Consider the following 17,555-nt stretch of genomic DNA (forward strand, 5'->3'; position numbering starts at 1 on the left):
CTGGACCCACTTGTCCTTTGCCGACCTCAGATCCCGCTGGCGCCGATCCTTCTTCGGCATCCTCTGGACCATCATCCAGCCACTGGGAATGACTCTGCTGCTATCGATAGTATTCGGCAAGATTTTTAAAGTGGACATATACGAATATGCCCCCTACATCTTGTCCGGCATGATCATCTGGGAGTTCGTAACCGCCTCCGCTATCGGCGGGGCCCTGGCCTTCGTCCAAGCGGATGCGTACATCAAGCAGTGCACCCATCCACTCGCCATCTACACCCTGCGCACCGTCTTCACCAATATCATTGTGCTCGGCATGGCAAGCCTGACATTGGTCGCCTGGGTATTGGTAGTCATGCCAGGCAATTTTGGCTGGCATTGGCTGGCCGCCCTCGCCATCTTTCCAATTTTAGGATTAATTGCTTGGCCGTTGGCAACTTTCCTAGCCTATATCGCTACCCGCTTCCGCGATCTGCCCCACGCCCTAAGCCTAATCCTCCAAGCGATGTGGTTCGTATCCCCTATTTATTTCGAAGCCAAGATTTTCAAGGGTGGCGAGTTGCATGCCCTGGTGGACTACAACCCGATCTACCATCTACTGGAGATCGTCCGAGCGCCCCTGCTGCAGGGCACCTGGCCCACCATTGAGAACTTCGCGTTCTGTGCGGGCACGATCATCGCGCTGATCGCCAGTGCTGCATTGCTAGGACGAAGCGCCGAGAAAAAGGTTATTTTTTACCTATGAAAAACAACCAAATCACCTTAGAAAATATCAACCTCTACTACTCCTCAGTAGCCTTCAAGGAACGCTCACTAAAATCCCTACTGGGAAGCGCCCTGCGCGTCACTAGAAAAAATCATGAAATCCATGATGTTCATGCGCTAAAGAACATCAGCCTTGATATCGGTCCTGGAGAGCGCGTCGGCCTACTAGGCCACAACGGAGCTGGCAAAAGCACTTTCCTGAAGATGCTTGCTGGCCTATATCCGATTTCCTCAGGGCGTCGCCGCGTAACAGGCACTGTCCGTTCATTATTTGACCTGAGCTTAGGCTTTGAGCCCGATGCTTCAGGCCGGGAAAATATCCTCTACCGAGGCCTTCTTCTAGGGCTCAGCCCCAGCTTCATGCGTGAAAGAGAAGAAGAAATTGTTGCTTTTGCCGACCTTGGCGAATTCATCGATTATCCAATCAAGACATATTCCGCCGGTATGCAGGTGCGTCTTGCATTCGCCATATCTACGGCAGTAGGTGGTGAAATTCTACTCTTGGATGAAGTAATAGGTGCGGGCGATGCAAACTTTATGGCTAAAGCCAAAGATCGCATATTAATGCTTATAGAGCAGTCAGAAATACTTGTCCTCGCATCTCATGACTTCGGCGCACTTACAGCCATCTGCGAGCGAGGACTTGTATTCAATCACGGTCAAATTATTTTTGATGGAAACATCAATGACTCCATTAGCTTCTATCAAAAATCAATTGAGGCGAAATGAAAAAAACTCGCGCAATGTGGTTAATCAACCATACCACGCTAAGAAAATTCGAAGCGGCTCAATTTAAAGCAGCCGGGATCGATGAGATCTACACACCCAAGAGCTTCCCGTATGACGAAGGAAACCTCTCTGCCAATGTGGAGTATTCTCTAGACTCCGACTTGAGTATTACCGAAGAAGAGCTTGAAATCCTTAACGCTCAAAATTGGTATGAAAGTCCAAGCGCCGAATCCTGGGAAATTGCCAATCGACATTTCGACATTGTATTCGTACCTTTTTTTCTTGATCAATTGAAGTCAGTCACCCTTAATTTTAGAGGGATAATTGTACTTAGGGTATTTGGGCATGCAGCCGGACAAACATATTCTCAACTAATTTACCAGTACTCCGGAGAGCGGCTAGTTAGACAAATAAAATCATTAGGTCGGAGATTCTGGTTCGGGGCAGGCTACGAACATTTATATCAAATAGAACAAAATTTCCTTGCAAGCCGAAATTGTTTTCTGCCTGTGGGACTTTCGACCACAGACAGATCAAGTGAATGGACAGGCGAATGCAGAAAAATTCTATTTGTCTGCCCAAGGATAGCCTCTTCAAGTCATTTTGGATCAGTCTTTAATGATTTCTTAATAAATTTCGGAGAGTTCCCTTACACCATTGGAGGCGCACAGCCTATCCATGTTGACAACCCCAATGTAATAGGCTTTGTGTCCAGAGAAGAACATGAGCGAAATATGCGAGAGCATCGCGTCATGTTCTATCACTCACAACAACCAAATCATATCCATTATCATCCTTTTGAGGCAGTTGCCGCAGGCATGCCACTGATTTTTATGGCGAATGGCCTCTTAGATCGGATGGGAGGGGTTGGGCTTCCAGGCCGCTGCAAATCCATTTCAGAAGCCAAACAAAAAATAAGAAAAATACTCTCCGGCGACCAAAATCTAATTAACTCAATTAGGGCAAGCCAAGGCGCCCTCCTAGCAGCAATAAAGGCCGAAAACTGCGCACCAGCCTGGCAGAGCAGCTTTAAAAAAATACTAAGCGAACTTCAAATTCTTAAAAACGAAGAGACCGACAAAAGCCACTCAAAAAAGAAGAAGATCGCTATAATATTTCCAAAAACAGAAAAAGAGATAGACTTCCAAGTCGCAAAAATCCTCGCCAACACAATATTCACCGGCAGCAAACTTTCCAAAAGCTATGCGGAAGTGATATTTCTTTATCCAGAAAGGAATGAATATGAGGAATGCGACTTTATAGATCTACACAAAGATATTAAATGCAGATCCTTCAACTGGAAAAAATTAAGTTCATCCGAAGCCAAAAGAGCCATGCGGTACTCTGGCCACGAGGGTTGGGAGCCAACAGAGGCAAACTATCTTACGGTTGATGATGGTATTAGGCAAATTCAAGATTGTGATCTTTGGCTAGTCGTCTCCGACTTGGTAGATAAACCGCTTCTGCCTATCCGACCAACAGTCCATTTCATATATGATCACCCCAAGCGCCAATCCGAAAACGCTCTCATCCCCGAAGAAAAAAGCAGATTAAACACCATAAGAGCGGCAGAAAAAATACTCGTAACAACTCAGAGCACTTTCGACAAAGCCGCACAATATGCCGGCGTCCCGACGAAAGATATAATTAAGCTCCCCTATCTAATGCTTCCACCTGCAAATACAAGCCAGCCTGACATAACACCATATTATTTTATTCTAGATGTCGGCACTCAACAGCGCCTCAAAAAAGCTCTACAGATTTTGGAGTTTTTCTACGCAGAACTGGACGGTAGTCTTCAGTGCCTGATTTTGGCACAGCATCGTCCGCAGCTCCTAGATGATGCGATTTTCTTACAGAAAACAAAAGATAATATTCATTGGCGCAAGAGCCCTGACCTCAACATTTATGACAAATTAATCGCGAAATGTGCGTTTATTTGGAATATGGACTCCTCTGATATGGGAATGATTATCCCAATGAGGGCAGCGAATGCAGCGATACCTACTATTAGCATCGATACTCCTGCGGCACGAGAAATAGCTTCGCACGCCCCTCTCGACCAAGCATGGATGACCGACGCTTCTCCACGAGCAATGGCTCAGGCTCTTAAAAGCATGGAAGATTCATATCCAACGTACAAAAGAAGGCCACCCACTACTGAAAACTCACAAATAGATGACATAGAGATGATTTCGATGGAGTACTGGAGGGCGATACAGGAATGCCTATAAAATATTATGGGATTTATCTTTGTTACGCCCCTACAATCGATTTACGGGGCGAAGGTCTTGGGCGCTACTTAGCTTCATTTCTGAAGGGGGCTTCGCAGAGACAGGATATTCATTTCATTATTGCCTGCCCCAGCTGGTCACGCGAGCAATTGACAGAGCTGCTATTAGCCGAATCTGTACCTCAAAATAATTTTTCCATTGCTTCACCAAAAACCTTTCCTGCAGCGCTGAGACTCTATAATCACTGGAAACGCTATAGGGGCAAACCAAAGAAGCCATCATGGCTTGGTCGACTGTATTGCAAGGCTATAAACTACAAAGCATCGACAGTTGAGAAAACGTTAAACCACCTTGCCCAGACAGACTCTTATCTTATTTTAGGGCTTCGCTTGCTACCACTGGCGTTACTAGTGCTGGCTAGCGCGCCATTTCTTCCTATATTTATTACAATACTGGCTCTATCTTCGGCGCCAAAAAATATTCGCCGACTACTTGGCCGACATAATCAAATTATAGTCAGCATGTGGTCTCGTTGGCATCGCATGCTTTCACAACCTAAGAACGATACGCTTTCGACCAGAATGTACCAATCTATGGAATCTGCGGAAATAAAGCGCATGCATCACATGATCGAGGGCATGCCTGAAGTCCGAGCATGGTACAGCCCAACCGCCTTTTGGCCGTCATTCAACCTAATTGATGCTCCGAAACTGATGTGCGTCCCTGATGTTGTTCTTTCTGACTTTGCCATCGGCTTTTCAAACGTAGGTGGCGACAGGGTTCTTTATAATTTTGAGCAAATTGAGAAAGCCATTCGGCAAGGCACGAACTTTGTTACCTACAGTAAAGATGTAAAATTTAACACCCTGATTAACAAGTACCTAATACGAGACAAGGACATATCAGTAATTCACCATGCCCCCAATAATTTAAAGCCATGGATTTCGATTATCGGCCTCGATAATCCGGAGGCTGCCTCCTATGGCTACAGCCGCTCTCTGCTATACGGGGCCATTAAAGGAAAATGTGGAACCGATTACTCTTATGGATTTGACAATATAAATTTCAAATTTCTATTTTACGCAAGTCAATTGCGAGCAAATAAAAATCTACTAACTCTCTTGCGTGCCTATGAATATCTTCTGCGCACACACAAAATCAATCATAAGCTTTTGCTTACATGCAATCCAAATGCAATAGAAAGTGTCAAATCCTTTGTAATAGAAAAATCTTTAGAGAATGATGTACTCTTCCTTAAGGGCTTGCAGGTTAACGAGCTAGCAGCATGTTACAAACTTGCAGATTTAGCGATAAACCCCAGCCTAAGCGAAGGGGGCTGTCCCTTTACCTTTACGGAGGCCTTATCTGTCGATACGCCTGTCGTCATGGCCAAGATACCTGTCACCGAAGAAGTGCTGACCGATCCGCGGCTTCAAGAGATGACTTTCTTTGATCCCTATGATTGGCAGGATCTAGCCAGCCGGATCGAGTGGGCGCTCGACAACCGGGATGAGTTGCTGACGGTGCAACGCAAAACCTATGCGCAACTCGCCCAGCGTACGTGGGCTGATGTTGTCGACGAGCACCTGCAAGTACTTGAGCGCATATCCGAAGGCTACCCCGAGAAGACTCAGGCGTGAAAAACCAGCAGCTAATTATTCTGGGCTTCGGCGGACATGCCCGCAGCGTCGCCGACGTAGCACTTTCCTGCGGCTATTCCAGCCTGCTGTTCGTAGATGGCAATGCGCGCGAAGGTGAAAACTTCATGGGCCACGCTGTGCTTGCAGAACTGGATATCCTCTCTCAAAGCTGCGACGTGTTCCCCGGCGCTGGGGATAATAAAAGACGCCAGCAGCAATGCAGGGAGATAGCGCTTCTGGGCCTCACCCCGACGACGCTCATATCGCCCCTGGCCAGCATCGGTGCTGGCAGCAGCATTGAGGGGGGATGCTTCGTCGGGCATCACGCCCACATCGGCCCCATGGCCGAGATAGCGCAAGGCTGCATTATCAATACTGGCGCGATCATCGAGCATGAGTCCAAGGTAGGCGCCTTTTCCCATGTCTCGGTTAACGCCACCATCGCTGGACGCAGCACCTTGGGTGCGTTCTCGATGCTGGGAGCCGGTGCCACCATCATCGATGGCGTGACGGTGGGCGACCACATAATGATCGGTGCGGGCGCCGTTCTACATCGCTCAACCAACGTTCCAGGCACGTACGTAGGCGTGCCGGCCAACAGGTTATCTTGAGCCCTCAGAATCCTAAGCCAAGCCGGCGCAGAGGAACGCTCCATTAACGTTCTGCATATTTATCGCACTTATTACCCCGACCCTCCTGGTGGGCTTCAGGAAGCTATCAGGCAGATCTGCTTGGCCACGCAACCACTAGGGGTTGAGTCTCGAGTGTTTACGCTTTCTCCCTCTCCAACTCCCTCCATCATCCTGCGTGAAGAGGGTAGAGTAACCCGCGCAAAGTCTTGGATTGCACCCGCCTCTTGCGATCTTGGAGGATTTTCTGCTTTCCGTGCGTTCTCTCAAGAGGCTGAATGGGCGGACGTGCTGCACTTCCATTTTCCTTGGCCCTTTGCCGATGTTCTGAATCTTTTACCCGCCGCACGCAAGCCAAAGATTCTTACCTATCATTCAGATATCGTACGGCAGAAATTTCTCTCGAGCCTGTACTCGCCGCTCATGCGAATCACAATGCGCTCCATGGATGCGGTGGTGGCAACCTCACCCGCTTACGCACAGACGAGCATACCTATTCAACGATATGTGCCAGCAGACAAGCTAAGAATTATTCCTCTGGGTATTGCCGATATTGCACATATAAGACCTGAAGATACTTCTCATATCATTGACCGCCTAGGGTTATCGAATTCTCCTTATGTGCTAGCCCTTGGTGTTCTGCGCTATTACAAGGGACTGCATACGCTGATATCAGCTGCAAAAAAAATCCGAGGAAAAATTGTGATCGCAGGAGGCGGCCCAGAGTCCGAAAAGCTCAGAGCTCAGATGATCGCACTCAATGCCGAAAATGTGATCTTTGCGGGCCGAGTAGATGAGAAGGAAAAGCATGAACTCTTACGTCAGTGCTCATCTCTTGTTCTACCCTCACATCTTCGCTCTGAAGCATTCGGAATGGTGTTGCTTGAAGCCGCTATGTACGGCAGGCCTCTCGTTTGTTGCGACATTGGCTCTGGCATGAGTTACGTTAACCAAGACGGAATTACAGGCTTTCTGGTACCACCTGAATCTCCCGAAGAGCTTGCTAGCGCAATCAATCAATTACTCGATAAGCCAATACAAGCGCGAAAAATGGGCCAGAATGCAAGAGAGCGCTTCCTTTCTCTCTTTTCTGAAGAACCTCTCGGAAAAAATTATCAGGCCCTTTATTCCGACCTAGCTCGGCATAGACTGCCAAGGGAAGAAGGGGATGTGAATTAGCGCAACCCGCTGCCGAAGCATTCATCCCATGCGGAAATGCAGTTGCATAGCCGCAACCACAATTCTTAGGAGTGCCCTACATAGGACGTACAATAGAGCCAATCCATCGAACACCTAGATTTACTATCTCATCCGAATTACCAACTTCAAATTTGCTTAGATTCATTATGCAATTTTCATTAACTATAACCTTAATGTTCCTACCCTGAATCTCCAGTGCCATTACGGCTGAGTCCGGAATACCAACCATTTGTCTACCCGGCAGACAGCCCCAAGCTGTGCCATCATGCCGCCATACCGAAAAGCTGACTTCTTCTCCAGCGCGCTGTACAAGAAAGGCAGTCATATATTCATCCCCTCCCATGCCACTGTAATTTAACACGATTGAAATGTGACTATGCTCATGCTGTAATGAGTAAGCAAACTTGGCGACACCATCTATTTTATTCAACTGCTTGACCATCAGGCACAGGTTTTCACTCTCTGCGACCTTATATCCGTCATCACGATTAGCCGGACTGCCAAAAATAAGCTCATAGCCTGACCACATCTCTTTGACACTCAATGCGCGCTTTGCAAGTGCCAACTTCTTTTTCACCAGAGATTCTGCCACGCCTTCTCTTCCAATTAATTCCTGTAACCCTTTAAAAGGAGACGAGTGATGAGCTTCATCTGGGACATCAAGTATTCTCACCTCATTAACGGCGCCATACGGCCCGAGACTAATATAATCTAGCGCTTTCCAACTCTTGCGATCCAGCACCCAGATCCCGCCCCAAGAGCTCCGTCTCAAGTCCCTCCCCGTTTTCTGACTCTCTCCAACCACTACATAATCACGACTCGCAGCAAGGCCACGTGTATAGATCGAATCACCGGCTTCCCACAGCGGAGCTTGTGCATCCAAATCAACAACACAACCCGTCTCGGAATGACAGCTTATTCTTTGACCTTCTTGAGTCATCCAAAAATTATGCAGACCTGTTCTGGCGCCTAAAGAATCAACCGAAAGCAACTCCAGACTCGGGTACGAGAACACCCCCAACTTAGCGCCTTTGGAGTGCCTGTGCGCTATTACATATAAAAAATCCTTGGTAAGAAAAACGGAATTCAAATGATCACCAACGACTTGATCCAATGAAAGCCGGTCCCACCTTACATCATTGATACCGGCCTCTTGATAAAGCCCCGCATGATTGAAATCAATCACAGTAACAACATTGCGCCCTGTGTTAGTACACACCACCCTATTGTCTGGAGCACAGATTATTTGATGCGGCTGAGACAGAAAATTCTTACTACGTAGAGAGCCAGCAGATACCCAGCCGACCTCCGAAGAAGCATAAGACGCCACATCTACCAATGTTGCGTTATCAAGACCGCTGTGCGAAAGCACCAGATCCTTGCTACCAGCAAACCACGATATGCCGTAATACTCTGAACGATGATTCTCCAAGGGAGTTACAGTCCTGGTAACGACATCGACCAAAAGAAGATGTGTTGGCGTTGATACAAGAATATTCCGCATAAATACCCCGCGAAGAAATATGATTCTCAGACCGAAACACAGGCGCTACGCCCAGCACATGCACCCAACGTAAGCGCTTGATTCTTATCTCATTGGCAGACATTCTTGCACCAACTCCACATTTACATAAAGGCATTTGCATGCGGATTATGCTCACAGGCGGAGCAGGCTTCATTGGCTCCGCGTTGGTTCGGTATCTGCTGAACGACACTGTTCATGAGGTACTCAACCTCGACAAACTCACCTACGCCGGCAACCTGGAGTCCCTAGCCAGCATCGAGGCCCACCCGCGCTACCAGTTCCTCCAGGCCGACATAGCCGACAGTCAAGCCGTGAGCGCCGCCCTGGCGGAGTTCCAGCCAGACGCCATCATGCACCTGGCCGCCGAGTCGCATGTCGACCGCTCCATCGACGGCCCAGCCGCCTTTATCCAGACCAATATCGTCGGCACCTATGCGCTGCTGGAGGCGACCCGTGCCTACTGGATGGCGCTGCCAGAAGAGCGCAAGCAGGCGTTTCGCTTCCACCACATTTCCACCGACGAAGTGTATGGCGACCTGCACGGCGTGGACGATCTGTTCACCGAGACCACGCCTTACGCCCCCAGCTCGCCCTACTCGGCTAGCAAGGCGGCCTCTGATCATCTGGTGCGCGCCTGGCACCGCACCTATGGGCTGCCGGTGCTGATCACCAACTGCTCGAACAATTACGGCCCCTATCATTTCCCCGAGAAGCTGATTCCGCTGGTGATCCTCAACGCCCTGGAGGGCAAACCGCTGCCGGTCTATGGCAACGGTCTGCAGGTACGCGACTGGTTGTTCGTAGAGGACCACGCCCGCGCCCTGCTCAAGGTCGTGACCGAGGGCAAGGTCGGCGAGACGTACAACATCGGCGGCCATAACGAGCAGAAAAACATCGATGTGGTGCGCGGCATCTGCGCCTTGCTGGAAGAACTGGCACCGGGCAAGCCGTCCGGCGTGACGCGCTACGAGGACCTGATCACCTTCGTGAAAGACCGCCCCGGTCACGATCAGCGCTACGCCATCGATGCCAGCAAGATTCAGCACGAACTCGGCTGGGTGCCACAGGAAACCTTCGCCAGCGGCCTTCGCAAGACCGTGCAATGGTACCTGGACAACCTCGAGTGGTGCCGTCACGTGCAAGACGGCAGCTACCAACGCGAACGCCTCGGAGCTTAAACATGAAAGGAATCATCCTCGCCGGCGGTTCCGGCACCCGCCTGCACCCAATCACCCTCGGCGTTTCCAAACAACTGCTGCCGATCTACGACAAGCCGATGATCTACTACCCGATCTCGGTGCTGATGCTCGCCGGCATCCAGGACATCCTGATCATCTCCACGCCCCACGACCTGCCGCAGTTCGAGAAGATGCTCGGCGACGGCAGCCAGTTCGGCGTGCGCTTCAACTATGCCGCGCAGCCGTCGCCGGACGGCCTGGCCCAGGCCTTCCTGATCGGCGAGGAATTCATCGGCGATGACTCCGTCTGCCTGATCCTCGGTGACAACATCTTCCACGGGCAGCACTTCAGCGAGATGCTCCAACGCGCCGCCGCAGCCGAATCCGGCGCCACGGTGTTCGGTTACTGGGTGCGCGATCCGGAGCGCTTCGGCGTGGTCGAGTTCGACGGTGCGGGCCATGCCATCTCCATCGAAGAGAAACCGACGCAGCCGAAGTCCAGCTACGCGGTGACTGGCCTGTATTTCTACGACAACGACGTGATCGAGATCGCCCGCGCCGTGAAACCCTCGCCTCGCGGCGAACTGGAGATCACCGACGTCAATAACGCCTACCTGCAGCGCGGCGATCTGCGTGTGGAGCGCTTCGGCCGTGGTTTCGCCTGGCTCGACACCGGCACCCACGACAGCCTGCTCGAGGCCTCGCAGTACGTGCAGACCATCGAACACCGCCAGGGCCTGAAAGTCGCCTGCCTGGAAGAGATCGCCTTCCAACAGGGCTGGATAAACCGCGAGCAGCTACTTGCCCAGGCCAAGGCTTTCGGCAAAACCGGCTACGGCCAGTACCTCTATCAGGTAGCCGGGGAACAGCCGTGAATATCGTCGCTACCGCCCTGCCGGAAGTACTGATCCTCGAGCCGAAGGTGTTCGGCGACGAGCGCGGCTTCTTCTACGAGAGCTTCAACGCCCGCGCCTTCGCGGAGGCCACCGGGGTGCAACGCGATTTCGTCCAGGACAACCACTCGCGCTCCCAGCGCGGCGTGCTGCGCGGGCTGCATTACCAGATCCAGCAGCCCCAAGGGAAACTGGTCCGAGTGAGCCAGGGCGAAGTGCTGGACGTGGCGGTGGACATCCGCCGCAGCTCGCCCAACTTCGGGCGCTGGGTCGGGGTGCGCCTGTCCGCCGAGAACAAGCGCCAGCTCTGGGTGCCGGAAGGCTTCGCCCACGGCTTCGTGGTGCTCAGCGAATACGCCGAGTTCCTCTACAAGACCACCGACTACTACGCCCCGGCCTTCGAGCGCAGCATCCGTTGGGACGACCCCGAACTGGCCATCGACTGGCAGTTCGACGGCATCCCTCAGCTGTCGGCCAAGGACCAGGCTGCCGTCGCCCTGCGCACCGCCGAGCTGTTCCCATGAGAGTGCTGATCACCGGCCGCCACGGCCAGGTCTCCCGTGAGCTGCAGCGCTGCCTGGCGGATCAGGCGGAATTACTGGTGCTCGGTCAGGAGCAGCTCGACCTCGGCGATGCGGCGGCGATTCGCCGACAGGTGCGCGAGCTGAAGCCGGACCTGCTGATCAACGCCGCCGCGCACACCGCCGTAGACCAGGCCGAGAGCGAGCCCGAGCGCGCCTTCGCCATCAACGCCGCCGCCCCCGGCGTGCTGGCGGAAGAGGCGGCATCATTGGCCGTGCCGCTGATCCACTACTCCACCGACTACGTCTTCGACGGGAGCAAGGACGCGCCCTACCACGAGGACGACCTCACCGCCCCCCTGGGCGTGTATGGCTGCAGCAAGCTGGCCGGCGAGGAGGCCGTTCGCGCGGTCGGCGGGCAACACCTGATCCTGCGGACCAGCTGGGTCTACTCGCTGCACGGCAAGAATTTCCTGCTGACCATGCAGCGCCTGCTGCAGGAGCGCGAGGAATTACGCGTGGTCGCCGACCAGATCGGCGCGCCGACCTGGGCCGGCAGCATCGCCTCGGCGACGACCGAGCTGGTCCGCCACTGGAAGGAAGGCAGGGCCGGCGCCTGGGGCACCTATCATCTGACCGGCCAGGGCGAGACATCCTGGTTCGGCTTCGCCGAGGCCATCGCCGCGCAACTGCGCAGCCAGGGCAGGCCCTGCGCCCGGCTGGTGCCCATCGCCGCCAGCGAATACCCGACACCAGCCCAGCGCCCGCTCAACTCCCGGCTGGACTGTTCGCGCCTGCAGCGGGAATGGAACATCCGCCTGCCGAACTGGCACGACGCCCTGCTGGAGTGCCTGAACAGCCCACGCTAGAACGGGGCGGTGCATAATGCGCCCATCATCCAGGCGCATCGACATGACCTTGCCCCCCATGCCTCCCCGTCCGCGCTGGCGCAATCTGGCCCTGCTGGCGCTGTTGCTCGCACCGCTGCTGTGGCCGCTGCAGTATTTCGCCGAGCGCTACTACCGCAGCGAGCTGGCCGAGCAGAATCGTCAGACCCTCGACCTGTACGTCGCCAACCTGTTCGGTACCCTGCGCCGCTACGAGGTGCTGCCGAACATCCTGGCCGACCTGCCGGCCCTGCGCGCCCTGTTCGCCGCGCCGGAGGATGCCGCCCGGCGCGACAGCGCCAATCGCCTGCTGGCCCGGGTCCGCGGCGAGACCGGAGCCGACGTCATCTACCTGATGGGCCCCGCGGGCACCACGCTGGCCTCGTCCAACTGGGACCAGGTGGACAGTTTCGTCGGCCGCGACTTCAGCTACCGTCCCTATTTCCGCGAGGCCCTGGCCGGCAAGCCGGGCCGCTTCTTCGGCCTCGGCACCACTTCGCGCAAGCGCGGCTACTTCTTTTCCAGCCCGGTGCGCGACGGCGAGCGGGTGATCGGCATCCTGGTGGTCAAGGTCGACCTCGACGACTCCGAGGCCCTGTGGGGCAACACGCCCGAGCAGCTGATGGTCACCGACCGCAACGGCGTGGTGATCATCTCCTCGCGCGCTGAATGGCGCTTCCGAGCCACCCGCGCGCTGGACAATGCTGAGCGGGCCGCCATCGCCGCCAACCAGCCCTACCCGACCCAGGCGCCGACGCCGCTGCGGCTGGACGGCGACGCCTGGCTCATTCAGAGCCGCGAACTGCAGGAAGCCGGGCTGACCGCTAGCATCCTCGCCCCGCGCCAGCTGATCGACCGCCAGGTGAGCACAACGCTCGCCGTGGGCGGCGCGGCGCTGCTGGCCCTGCTGCTGCTGCTCGGCCTGCTGCTGCAACGGCGGCGCCACTACCTCGAGCGCATCGCTTTCGATGCCCGCGCGCGGCGCGACCTGGAGATCCGCGTGGCCGAGCGCACCCGCGACCTGGAGACGCTGAACCACCGCCTGAAGGACGAGGTGCTGGAGCGCGAGCACACCCAGCAGGAGCTGGTGCGCACCCAGGACGAACTGGTGCAGGCCGGCAAGCTGACGGCCCTCGGCACCATGAGCGCCAGCATCAGCCACGAGCTGAACCAGCCGCTGGCGGCGATTCGCAGCTACGCCGACAACGCCGGCGTGCTGCTCGACCACCAGCGCCTCGACGATGCCCGCGGCAACCTGCGGCAGATCAGCGAGCTGACCGGGCGCATGGCCTCGATCATCGCGCACCTGCGGGCTTTTGCCCGGCGCGACCGGCACGCACCCGAGAGCGTCGCCCTGCAACCGGCGCTCGATGACGCCCTGGCCCTGCTCGCCAAACGCCGCCGCGCCCTGGAGGTCGAGCTGATCCGCGACCTGCCGGACGCCACGCTCTGGGTCCAGGCCGGCGAGACGCGCCTGCGCCAGGTGCTCGGCAACCTGCTGGCCAACGCCCTCGATGCCGTGGCCGAGAAGGCGCCGCCGCGGCGCATCTGGCTGAGTGCCGAGGTCACCGCCGAGGGCGTCAATCTGTTGCTGCGCGACAACGGCCCCGGCTTCTCCGAACAGGCGCTGCGGCACGCCCGCGAGCCCTTCTTCACCACCAAGACCAGCACCCAGGGCCTCGGCCTCGGGCTGGCCATCTGCGAGACGCTGATGCGCGCTCTGGGCGGCGAGCTGCTGCTGGCCAACCACCCGGCCGGCGGCGCGCTGATCACCCTGCAGCTGCGCGGTGCCGCGCCCGGCGCCAACCTGCAATCGCCCGAGGAATTTTCATGAGTGCCATCGACGCCGACACCCAGGTCCTGCTGATCGACGACGACGAACATCTGCGCCTGGCCCTGGCCCAGACCCTCGACCTCGCCGGGCTGCGCGTCGCGACGCTGGCCGATGCCCGCGGCGTGGCCGAGCGCATCGAGCCGGACTGGCCCGGCGTGGTGGTCAGCGACATCCGCATGCCGGGCGTCGACGGCCTGCACCTGCTGCAACAGCTGCGCGAACGCGACGCGGAGCTGCCCGTGCTGTTGATCACCGGCCACGGCGACGTGCCGCTGGCGGTGCAGGCCATGCGCGCAGGTGCCTACGACTTCCTGGAAAAGCCATTCGCCAGCGAGGCCCTGCTCGACGGCGTGCGCCGCGCCCTGGAACTACGCCGCCTGGTGCTGGAGAACCGCAGCCTGCGCCTGGCCCTGGCGGATCGCAGCGAACTGGGCGCGAGGCTGATCGGCCAGTCGGCGCCGATGCTGCGCCTGCGCGAACAGGTCGGCGCGCTGGCGGCGATCAACACCGACGTGCTGATCCTCGGCGAAACCGGCGCCGGCAAGGAGGTGGTGGCGCGCGCCCTGCACGACCTCTCGGCGCGTCGCAAGGGACCGTTCGTGGCGATCAACGCCGGCGCCCTGGCCGAATCGGTGGTGGAGAGCGAGCTGTTCGGCCACGAGCCGGGCGCCTTCACCGGCGCGCAGAAGCGGCGCATCGGCAAGTTCGAGTTCGCCAACGGCGGCACCTTGTTCCTCGACGAGATCGAGAGCATGAGCCCGGACGTGCAGGTCAAGCTGCTGCGCCTGCTGCAGGAACGGGTGGTCGAGCGCCTCGGCGGTAACCAGCTGGTCCCGCTGGACATCCGCGTGATCGCCGCCACCAAGGAAGACCTGCGCGTGGCCGCCGACCAGGGCCGCTTCCGCGCCGACCTCTACTACCGCCTGAACGTCGCACCGCTGCGCATTCCACCGCTGCGCGAACGCGACGCGGACATCCTGCTGCTGTTCCAGCACCATGCCGAGGCGGCTGCCGAGCGCCATGGCCTGCCGATTCGCGAACTGCAGGCGGGACAGCGCGCCCAGCTGCTCAGCCACGCCTGGCCGGGCAACGTGCGCGAGCTGCAGAACGCCGCCGAGCGCTTCGCCATGGGCCTGGAACTGGGCCTCGACCTGCCCGGCGGCGAGGCCGAACCCTACGCGGGTGGGCAGAGCCTGGGCGAGCGCGTCGACGCCTACGAGAAGGCGCTGATCGCCGCCGAAATGGCCAAGGGGCACGGCTCGCTGCGCAGCCTCGCCGAGGCGCTCGGCCTGCCGCGCAAGACCCTGCACGATCGTATGCGCAAGCATGGCCTCGACATGGGCGCGGACGAGGACTAGTTCGGCTTCACCTCGCCACGGTCCAGCAGAAAGCGCTGCAGGTCGACCGGCTCGCCCGGGCGGGCCTGGAGCCGCTGGCGCAGGTCGGCGAACACCCGGTCGTAATCCTGATGAAAGGCGAACAGCGCCGGATGCGTCGGCCGGATGCCGTGCCGGCGTAGGCAGCGCCCCGCACAGTGCAAAAAGTTGTAGGCGACGTCGCGGCGCAGGCAGAAGCGGTCGTGTACCACCTGCCCGGCGACTTCGCCGTCCAGCGCGAACTCGACGCGGGCGCCCGCCTCGTCACGGCACACCGAATAATCCAGGCAGAGGCGATAGCCCGGCACCCGCGCCGAAGGCTGTTGCCGCACCTCCACACGCCCTGGGCGAAACATATGTGTCTCCTCTATGCCGCTACGGCATATATGCAACCTCGAGATATAAAGACCTAATTAATTGCAATCAGTCAGAAAGCACTTTGCTATTAGCGCAAGATTTTTAGTTACCCGGCTTGCGGCCCGCAAAACCTCGACTAGCTTAATTTCCACGCCCAACGAAACGTCGTGCTAGAGCGGCCGCAGGCTAAGCCAGCGGTCGCTAAAAGCCCTTTCCAAAAGATCGATAGTTGCTTCAGGGATAGCCTCCGACGGAATGGATAGCTCGCTATTGATCAGGATCAATATCGCTTCCTACATCGGCGCGCCCAATAAGACATAACTTCTCTCCGCCAAATGATGGAGGTGTGCGATGTCCTCTTCAGCGCAAAAACTTCGATTAGGGGCACTGATTGCCCTGGTAGTGGGTTCGATGGTCGGCGGCGGCATCTTCTCGTTGCCACAGAACATGGCCAACAGCGCCGGCGCCGGAGCCGTGCTGATCGGCTGGGCCATCACCGCCGTCGGCATGCTGACCCTGGCCTTCGTCTTCCAGACCCTGGCCAACCGCAAGCCGGAACTGGATTCGGGGGTCTACGCCTACGCCAAGGCCGGCTTCGGCGACTACATGGGCTTCTCCTCGGCCTGGGGCTACTGGATCAGCGCCTGGCTGGGCAATGTCAGCTACTTCGTCCTGCTGTTCTCCACCCTCGGCTACTTCTTCCCGGTCTTCGGCGAAGGCAACACCGTCGCCGCGGTGATCGGTGCCTCGCTGGTGCTCTGGGGCGTGCACTTCCTGGTGCTGCGCGGGATCAAGGAGGCGGCCTTCATCAACACCATCACCACCATCGCCAAGATGGTGCCGCTGGTGCTGTTCATCGTCATCGCCGCCATCGCCTTCAAGATGGACGTGTTCACCGCGGACTTCTGGGGCCAGGGCAACCCCCAGCTGGGCAGCGTGATGGACCAGGTGCGCAACATGATGCTGGTCACCGTGTGGGTATTCATCGGCATCGAGGGCGCCAGCGTCTACTCCGCCCGGGCGGAAAAGCGCAGCGACGTGGGCAAGGCCACCGTGCTCGGCTTCGTCGGCGTGCTCCTGCTGCTGGTGCTGGTCAACGTACTGTCGCTGGGCATCATGCATCAGGCCGAACTGGCCGGCCTGAAGAACCCGTCGATGGCCTACGTGCTGGAGCACGTGGTCGGGCGCTGGGGGGCGATCTTCATTTCGGTCGGCCTGATCGTCTCCCTGGCCGGTGCCCTGCTGTCCTGGACCCTGCTGTGCGCCGAGATCCTCTTCGCCGCTGCCAAGGACCACACCATGCCGGACTTCCTGAAGAAGGAGAACGCCAACCAGGTGCCGGCCAACGCTCTGTGGCTGACCAACGGCCTGATCCAGCTGTTCCTCGTCGTCACCCTGTTCAACAACTCGACCTACCTGAGCCTGCTGTACCTGGCCACCTCGATGATCCTGGTGCCGTACCTGTGGTCCGCCGCCTACGCGGTGCTGCTGGCCCTGCGTGGCGAGACCTACGAGAACGCCTCGGGCGAACGCAACAAGGATCTGCTGATCGGCGGCATCGCCCTGGTCTACGCGATCTGGCTGGTCTACGCCGGCGGCATGCAGTACCTGCTGCTCTCCGCCCTGCTCTACGCGCCCGGCGCGATCCTCTTCGCCAAGGCCAAGCGCGAACAGAACCAACCCGTATTTACCACGGTTGAGAAGCTCATCTTCGCGGCCGTCGTGATCGGCGCCATCGTCGCCGGCTACGGCCTCTACGACGGCTTCCTCAGCCTTTAACCCCAGGAGGT

General features: G+C 57.0%; 15 protein-coding genes. 13 read left to right on the forward strand and 2 right to left on the reverse strand.

Features of this window, described 5'->3' with window-relative positions; translation table 11 throughout:
• Nucleotides 1-10: 10 nt before the first annotated feature.
• From NF616_RS12085 to NF616_RS12110, 6 genes are read left to right on the forward strand one after another with little or no spacing between them, the layout of a single operon-like run.
• Nucleotides 11-742, forward strand: a complete 732-nt coding sequence (locus tag NF616_RS12085) for an ABC transporter permease (protein ID WP_252273526.1) — start codon at nt 11-13, stop codon at nt 740-742.
• The gene (locus NF616_RS12090; RefSeq protein WP_252273527.1) at nt 739-1,491 is read left to right on the forward strand and encodes an ABC transporter ATP-binding protein; all 753 of its coding nucleotides are present in this window, start codon (nt 739-741) and stop codon (nt 1,489-1,491) included. The genes NF616_RS12085 and NF616_RS12090 overlap by 4 nt, the downstream gene beginning before the upstream one ends.
• Nucleotides 1,488-3,725 (forward strand): glycosytransferase, encoded by a 2,238-nt coding sequence (locus NF616_RS12095; RefSeq protein WP_252273528.1) that lies wholly within the window; start codon nt 1,488-1,490, stop codon nt 3,723-3,725. Before NF616_RS12090 ends, NF616_RS12095 begins: the two co-directional genes overlap by 4 nt.
• On the forward strand, nt 3,716-5,365 hold the full coding sequence (locus NF616_RS12100) for a glycosyltransferase (protein ID WP_252273529.1): 1,650 nt from the start codon (nt 3,716-3,718) through the stop codon (nt 5,363-5,365). Before NF616_RS12095 ends, NF616_RS12100 begins: the two co-directional genes overlap by 10 nt.
• The gene (locus NF616_RS12105) at nt 5,362-5,976 is read left to right on the forward strand and encodes a NeuD/PglB/VioB family sugar acetyltransferase (RefSeq protein ID WP_252273530.1); all 615 of its coding nucleotides are present in this window, start codon (nt 5,362-5,364) and stop codon (nt 5,974-5,976) included. The genes NF616_RS12100 and NF616_RS12105 overlap by 4 nt, the downstream gene beginning before the upstream one ends.
• 57 nt (nt 5,977-6,033) lie before the next feature.
• Complete coding sequence (locus NF616_RS12110) at nt 6,034-7,173, forward strand: glycosyltransferase (protein ID WP_350493493.1); 1,140 nt, start codon at nt 6,034-6,036, stop codon at nt 7,171-7,173.
• 76 nt (nt 7,174-7,249) lie between these two features.
• Here the strand turns inward: NF616_RS12110 and NF616_RS12115 are convergent, their stop codons facing one another.
• The gene (locus tag NF616_RS12115; RefSeq protein WP_252273532.1) at nt 7,250-8,626 is read right to left on the reverse strand and encodes a hypothetical protein; all 1,377 of its coding nucleotides are present in this window, start codon (nt 8,624-8,626) and stop codon (nt 7,250-7,252) included.
• A gap of 212 nt (nt 8,627-8,838) precedes the next feature.
• On the opposite strand from NF616_RS12115, the gene rfbB reads away from it, so the two are divergent.
• From rfbB to NF616_RS12145, 6 genes are read left to right on the forward strand one after another with little or no spacing between them, the layout of a single operon-like run.
• Complete coding sequence (rfbB, locus tag NF616_RS12120; protein WP_252273533.1) at nt 8,839-9,897, forward strand: dTDP-glucose 4,6-dehydratase; 1,059 nt, start codon at nt 8,839-8,841, stop codon at nt 9,895-9,897.
• Nucleotides 9,898-9,899: 2 nt separating this feature from the next.
• Entirely contained in the window at nt 9,900-10,772 is an 873-nt protein-coding gene (gene rfbA / locus NF616_RS12125; protein ID WP_252273534.1) for a glucose-1-phosphate thymidylyltransferase RfbA, read from the forward strand.
• On the forward strand, nt 10,769-11,314 hold the full coding sequence (gene rfbC / locus NF616_RS12130; protein ID WP_252273535.1) for a dTDP-4-dehydrorhamnose 3,5-epimerase: 546 nt from the start codon (nt 10,769-10,771) through the stop codon (nt 11,312-11,314). The genes rfbA and rfbC overlap by 4 nt, the downstream gene beginning before the upstream one ends.
• Nucleotides 11,311-12,180: a dTDP-4-dehydrorhamnose reductase gene (gene rfbD / locus NF616_RS12135; RefSeq protein ID WP_252273536.1), complete on the forward strand. Its 870-nt coding sequence runs from the start codon at nt 11,311-11,313 to the stop codon at nt 12,178-12,180. The genes rfbC and rfbD overlap by 4 nt, the downstream gene beginning before the upstream one ends.
• 43 nt (nt 12,181-12,223) lie before the next feature.
• Nucleotides 12,224-14,032, forward strand: a complete 1,809-nt coding sequence (locus NF616_RS12140) for a sensor histidine kinase (protein WP_252273537.1) — start codon at nt 12,224-12,226, stop codon at nt 14,030-14,032.
• Complete coding sequence (locus NF616_RS12145) at nt 14,029-15,390, forward strand: sigma-54-dependent transcriptional regulator (RefSeq protein WP_252273538.1); 1,362 nt, start codon at nt 14,029-14,031, stop codon at nt 15,388-15,390. Before NF616_RS12140 ends, NF616_RS12145 begins: the two co-directional genes overlap by 4 nt.
• Here the strand turns inward: NF616_RS12145 and NF616_RS12150 are convergent.
• Nucleotides 15,387-15,764, reverse strand: coding sequence for a DUF5064 family protein (locus tag NF616_RS12150; RefSeq protein WP_252273539.1), 378 nt, complete (start codon nt 15,762-15,764; stop codon nt 15,387-15,389). The genes NF616_RS12145 and NF616_RS12150 overlap by 4 nt on opposite strands.
• 352 nt (nt 15,765-16,116) lie before the next feature.
• Between NF616_RS12150 and arcD the strand changes: the two genes are divergently transcribed.
• Entirely contained in the window at nt 16,117-17,544 is a 1,428-nt protein-coding gene (gene arcD, locus NF616_RS12155; protein WP_252273540.1) for an arginine-ornithine antiporter, read from the forward strand.
• Nucleotides 17,545-17,555: the final 11 nt, after the last annotated feature.

Origin of the sequence: Pseudomonas subflava, from assembly GCF_023823685.1 — a bacterium.
Lineage (GTDB): Bacteria > Pseudomonadota > Gammaproteobacteria > Pseudomonadales > Pseudomonadaceae > Aquipseudomonas > Aquipseudomonas subflava.

What these genes read in the sequence shown, in the direction of transcription:
- NF616_RS12090 (WP_252273527.1), top strand. Translation starts at nt 739, where the DNA reads ATGAAAAACAACCAAATCACCTTAGAAAATATCAACCTCTACTACTCC.
- NF616_RS12140 (WP_252273537.1), top strand. Translation starts at nt 12,224, where the DNA reads ATGACCTTGCCCCCCATGCCTCCCCGTCCGCGCTGGCGCAATCTGGCC.
- rfbA (WP_252273534.1), top strand. Translation starts at nt 9,900, where the DNA reads ATGAAAGGAATCATCCTCGCCGGCGGTTCCGGCACCCGCCTGCACCCA.
- rfbB (WP_252273533.1), top strand. Translation starts at nt 8,839, where the DNA reads ATGCGGATTATGCTCACAGGCGGAGCAGGCTTCATTGGCTCCGCGTTG.
- rfbD (WP_252273536.1), top strand. Translation starts at nt 11,311, where the DNA reads ATGAGAGTGCTGATCACCGGCCGCCACGGCCAGGTCTCCCGTGAGCTG.
- NF616_RS12150 (WP_252273539.1), bottom strand. Translation starts at nt 15,764, where the DNA reads ATGTTTCGCCCAGGGCGTGTGGAGGTGCGGCAACAGCCTTCGGCGCGG.
- NF616_RS12100 (WP_252273529.1), top strand. Translation starts at nt 3,716, where the DNA reads ATGCCTATAAAATATTATGGGATTTATCTTTGTTACGCCCCTACAATC.
- NF616_RS12095 (WP_252273528.1), top strand. Translation starts at nt 1,488, where the DNA reads ATGAAAAAAACTCGCGCAATGTGGTTAATCAACCATACCACGCTAAGA.
- arcD (WP_252273540.1), top strand. Translation starts at nt 16,117, where the DNA reads ATGTCCTCTTCAGCGCAAAAACTTCGATTAGGGGCACTGATTGCCCTG.
- NF616_RS12145 (WP_252273538.1), top strand. Translation starts at nt 14,029, where the DNA reads ATGAGTGCCATCGACGCCGACACCCAGGTCCTGCTGATCGACGACGAC.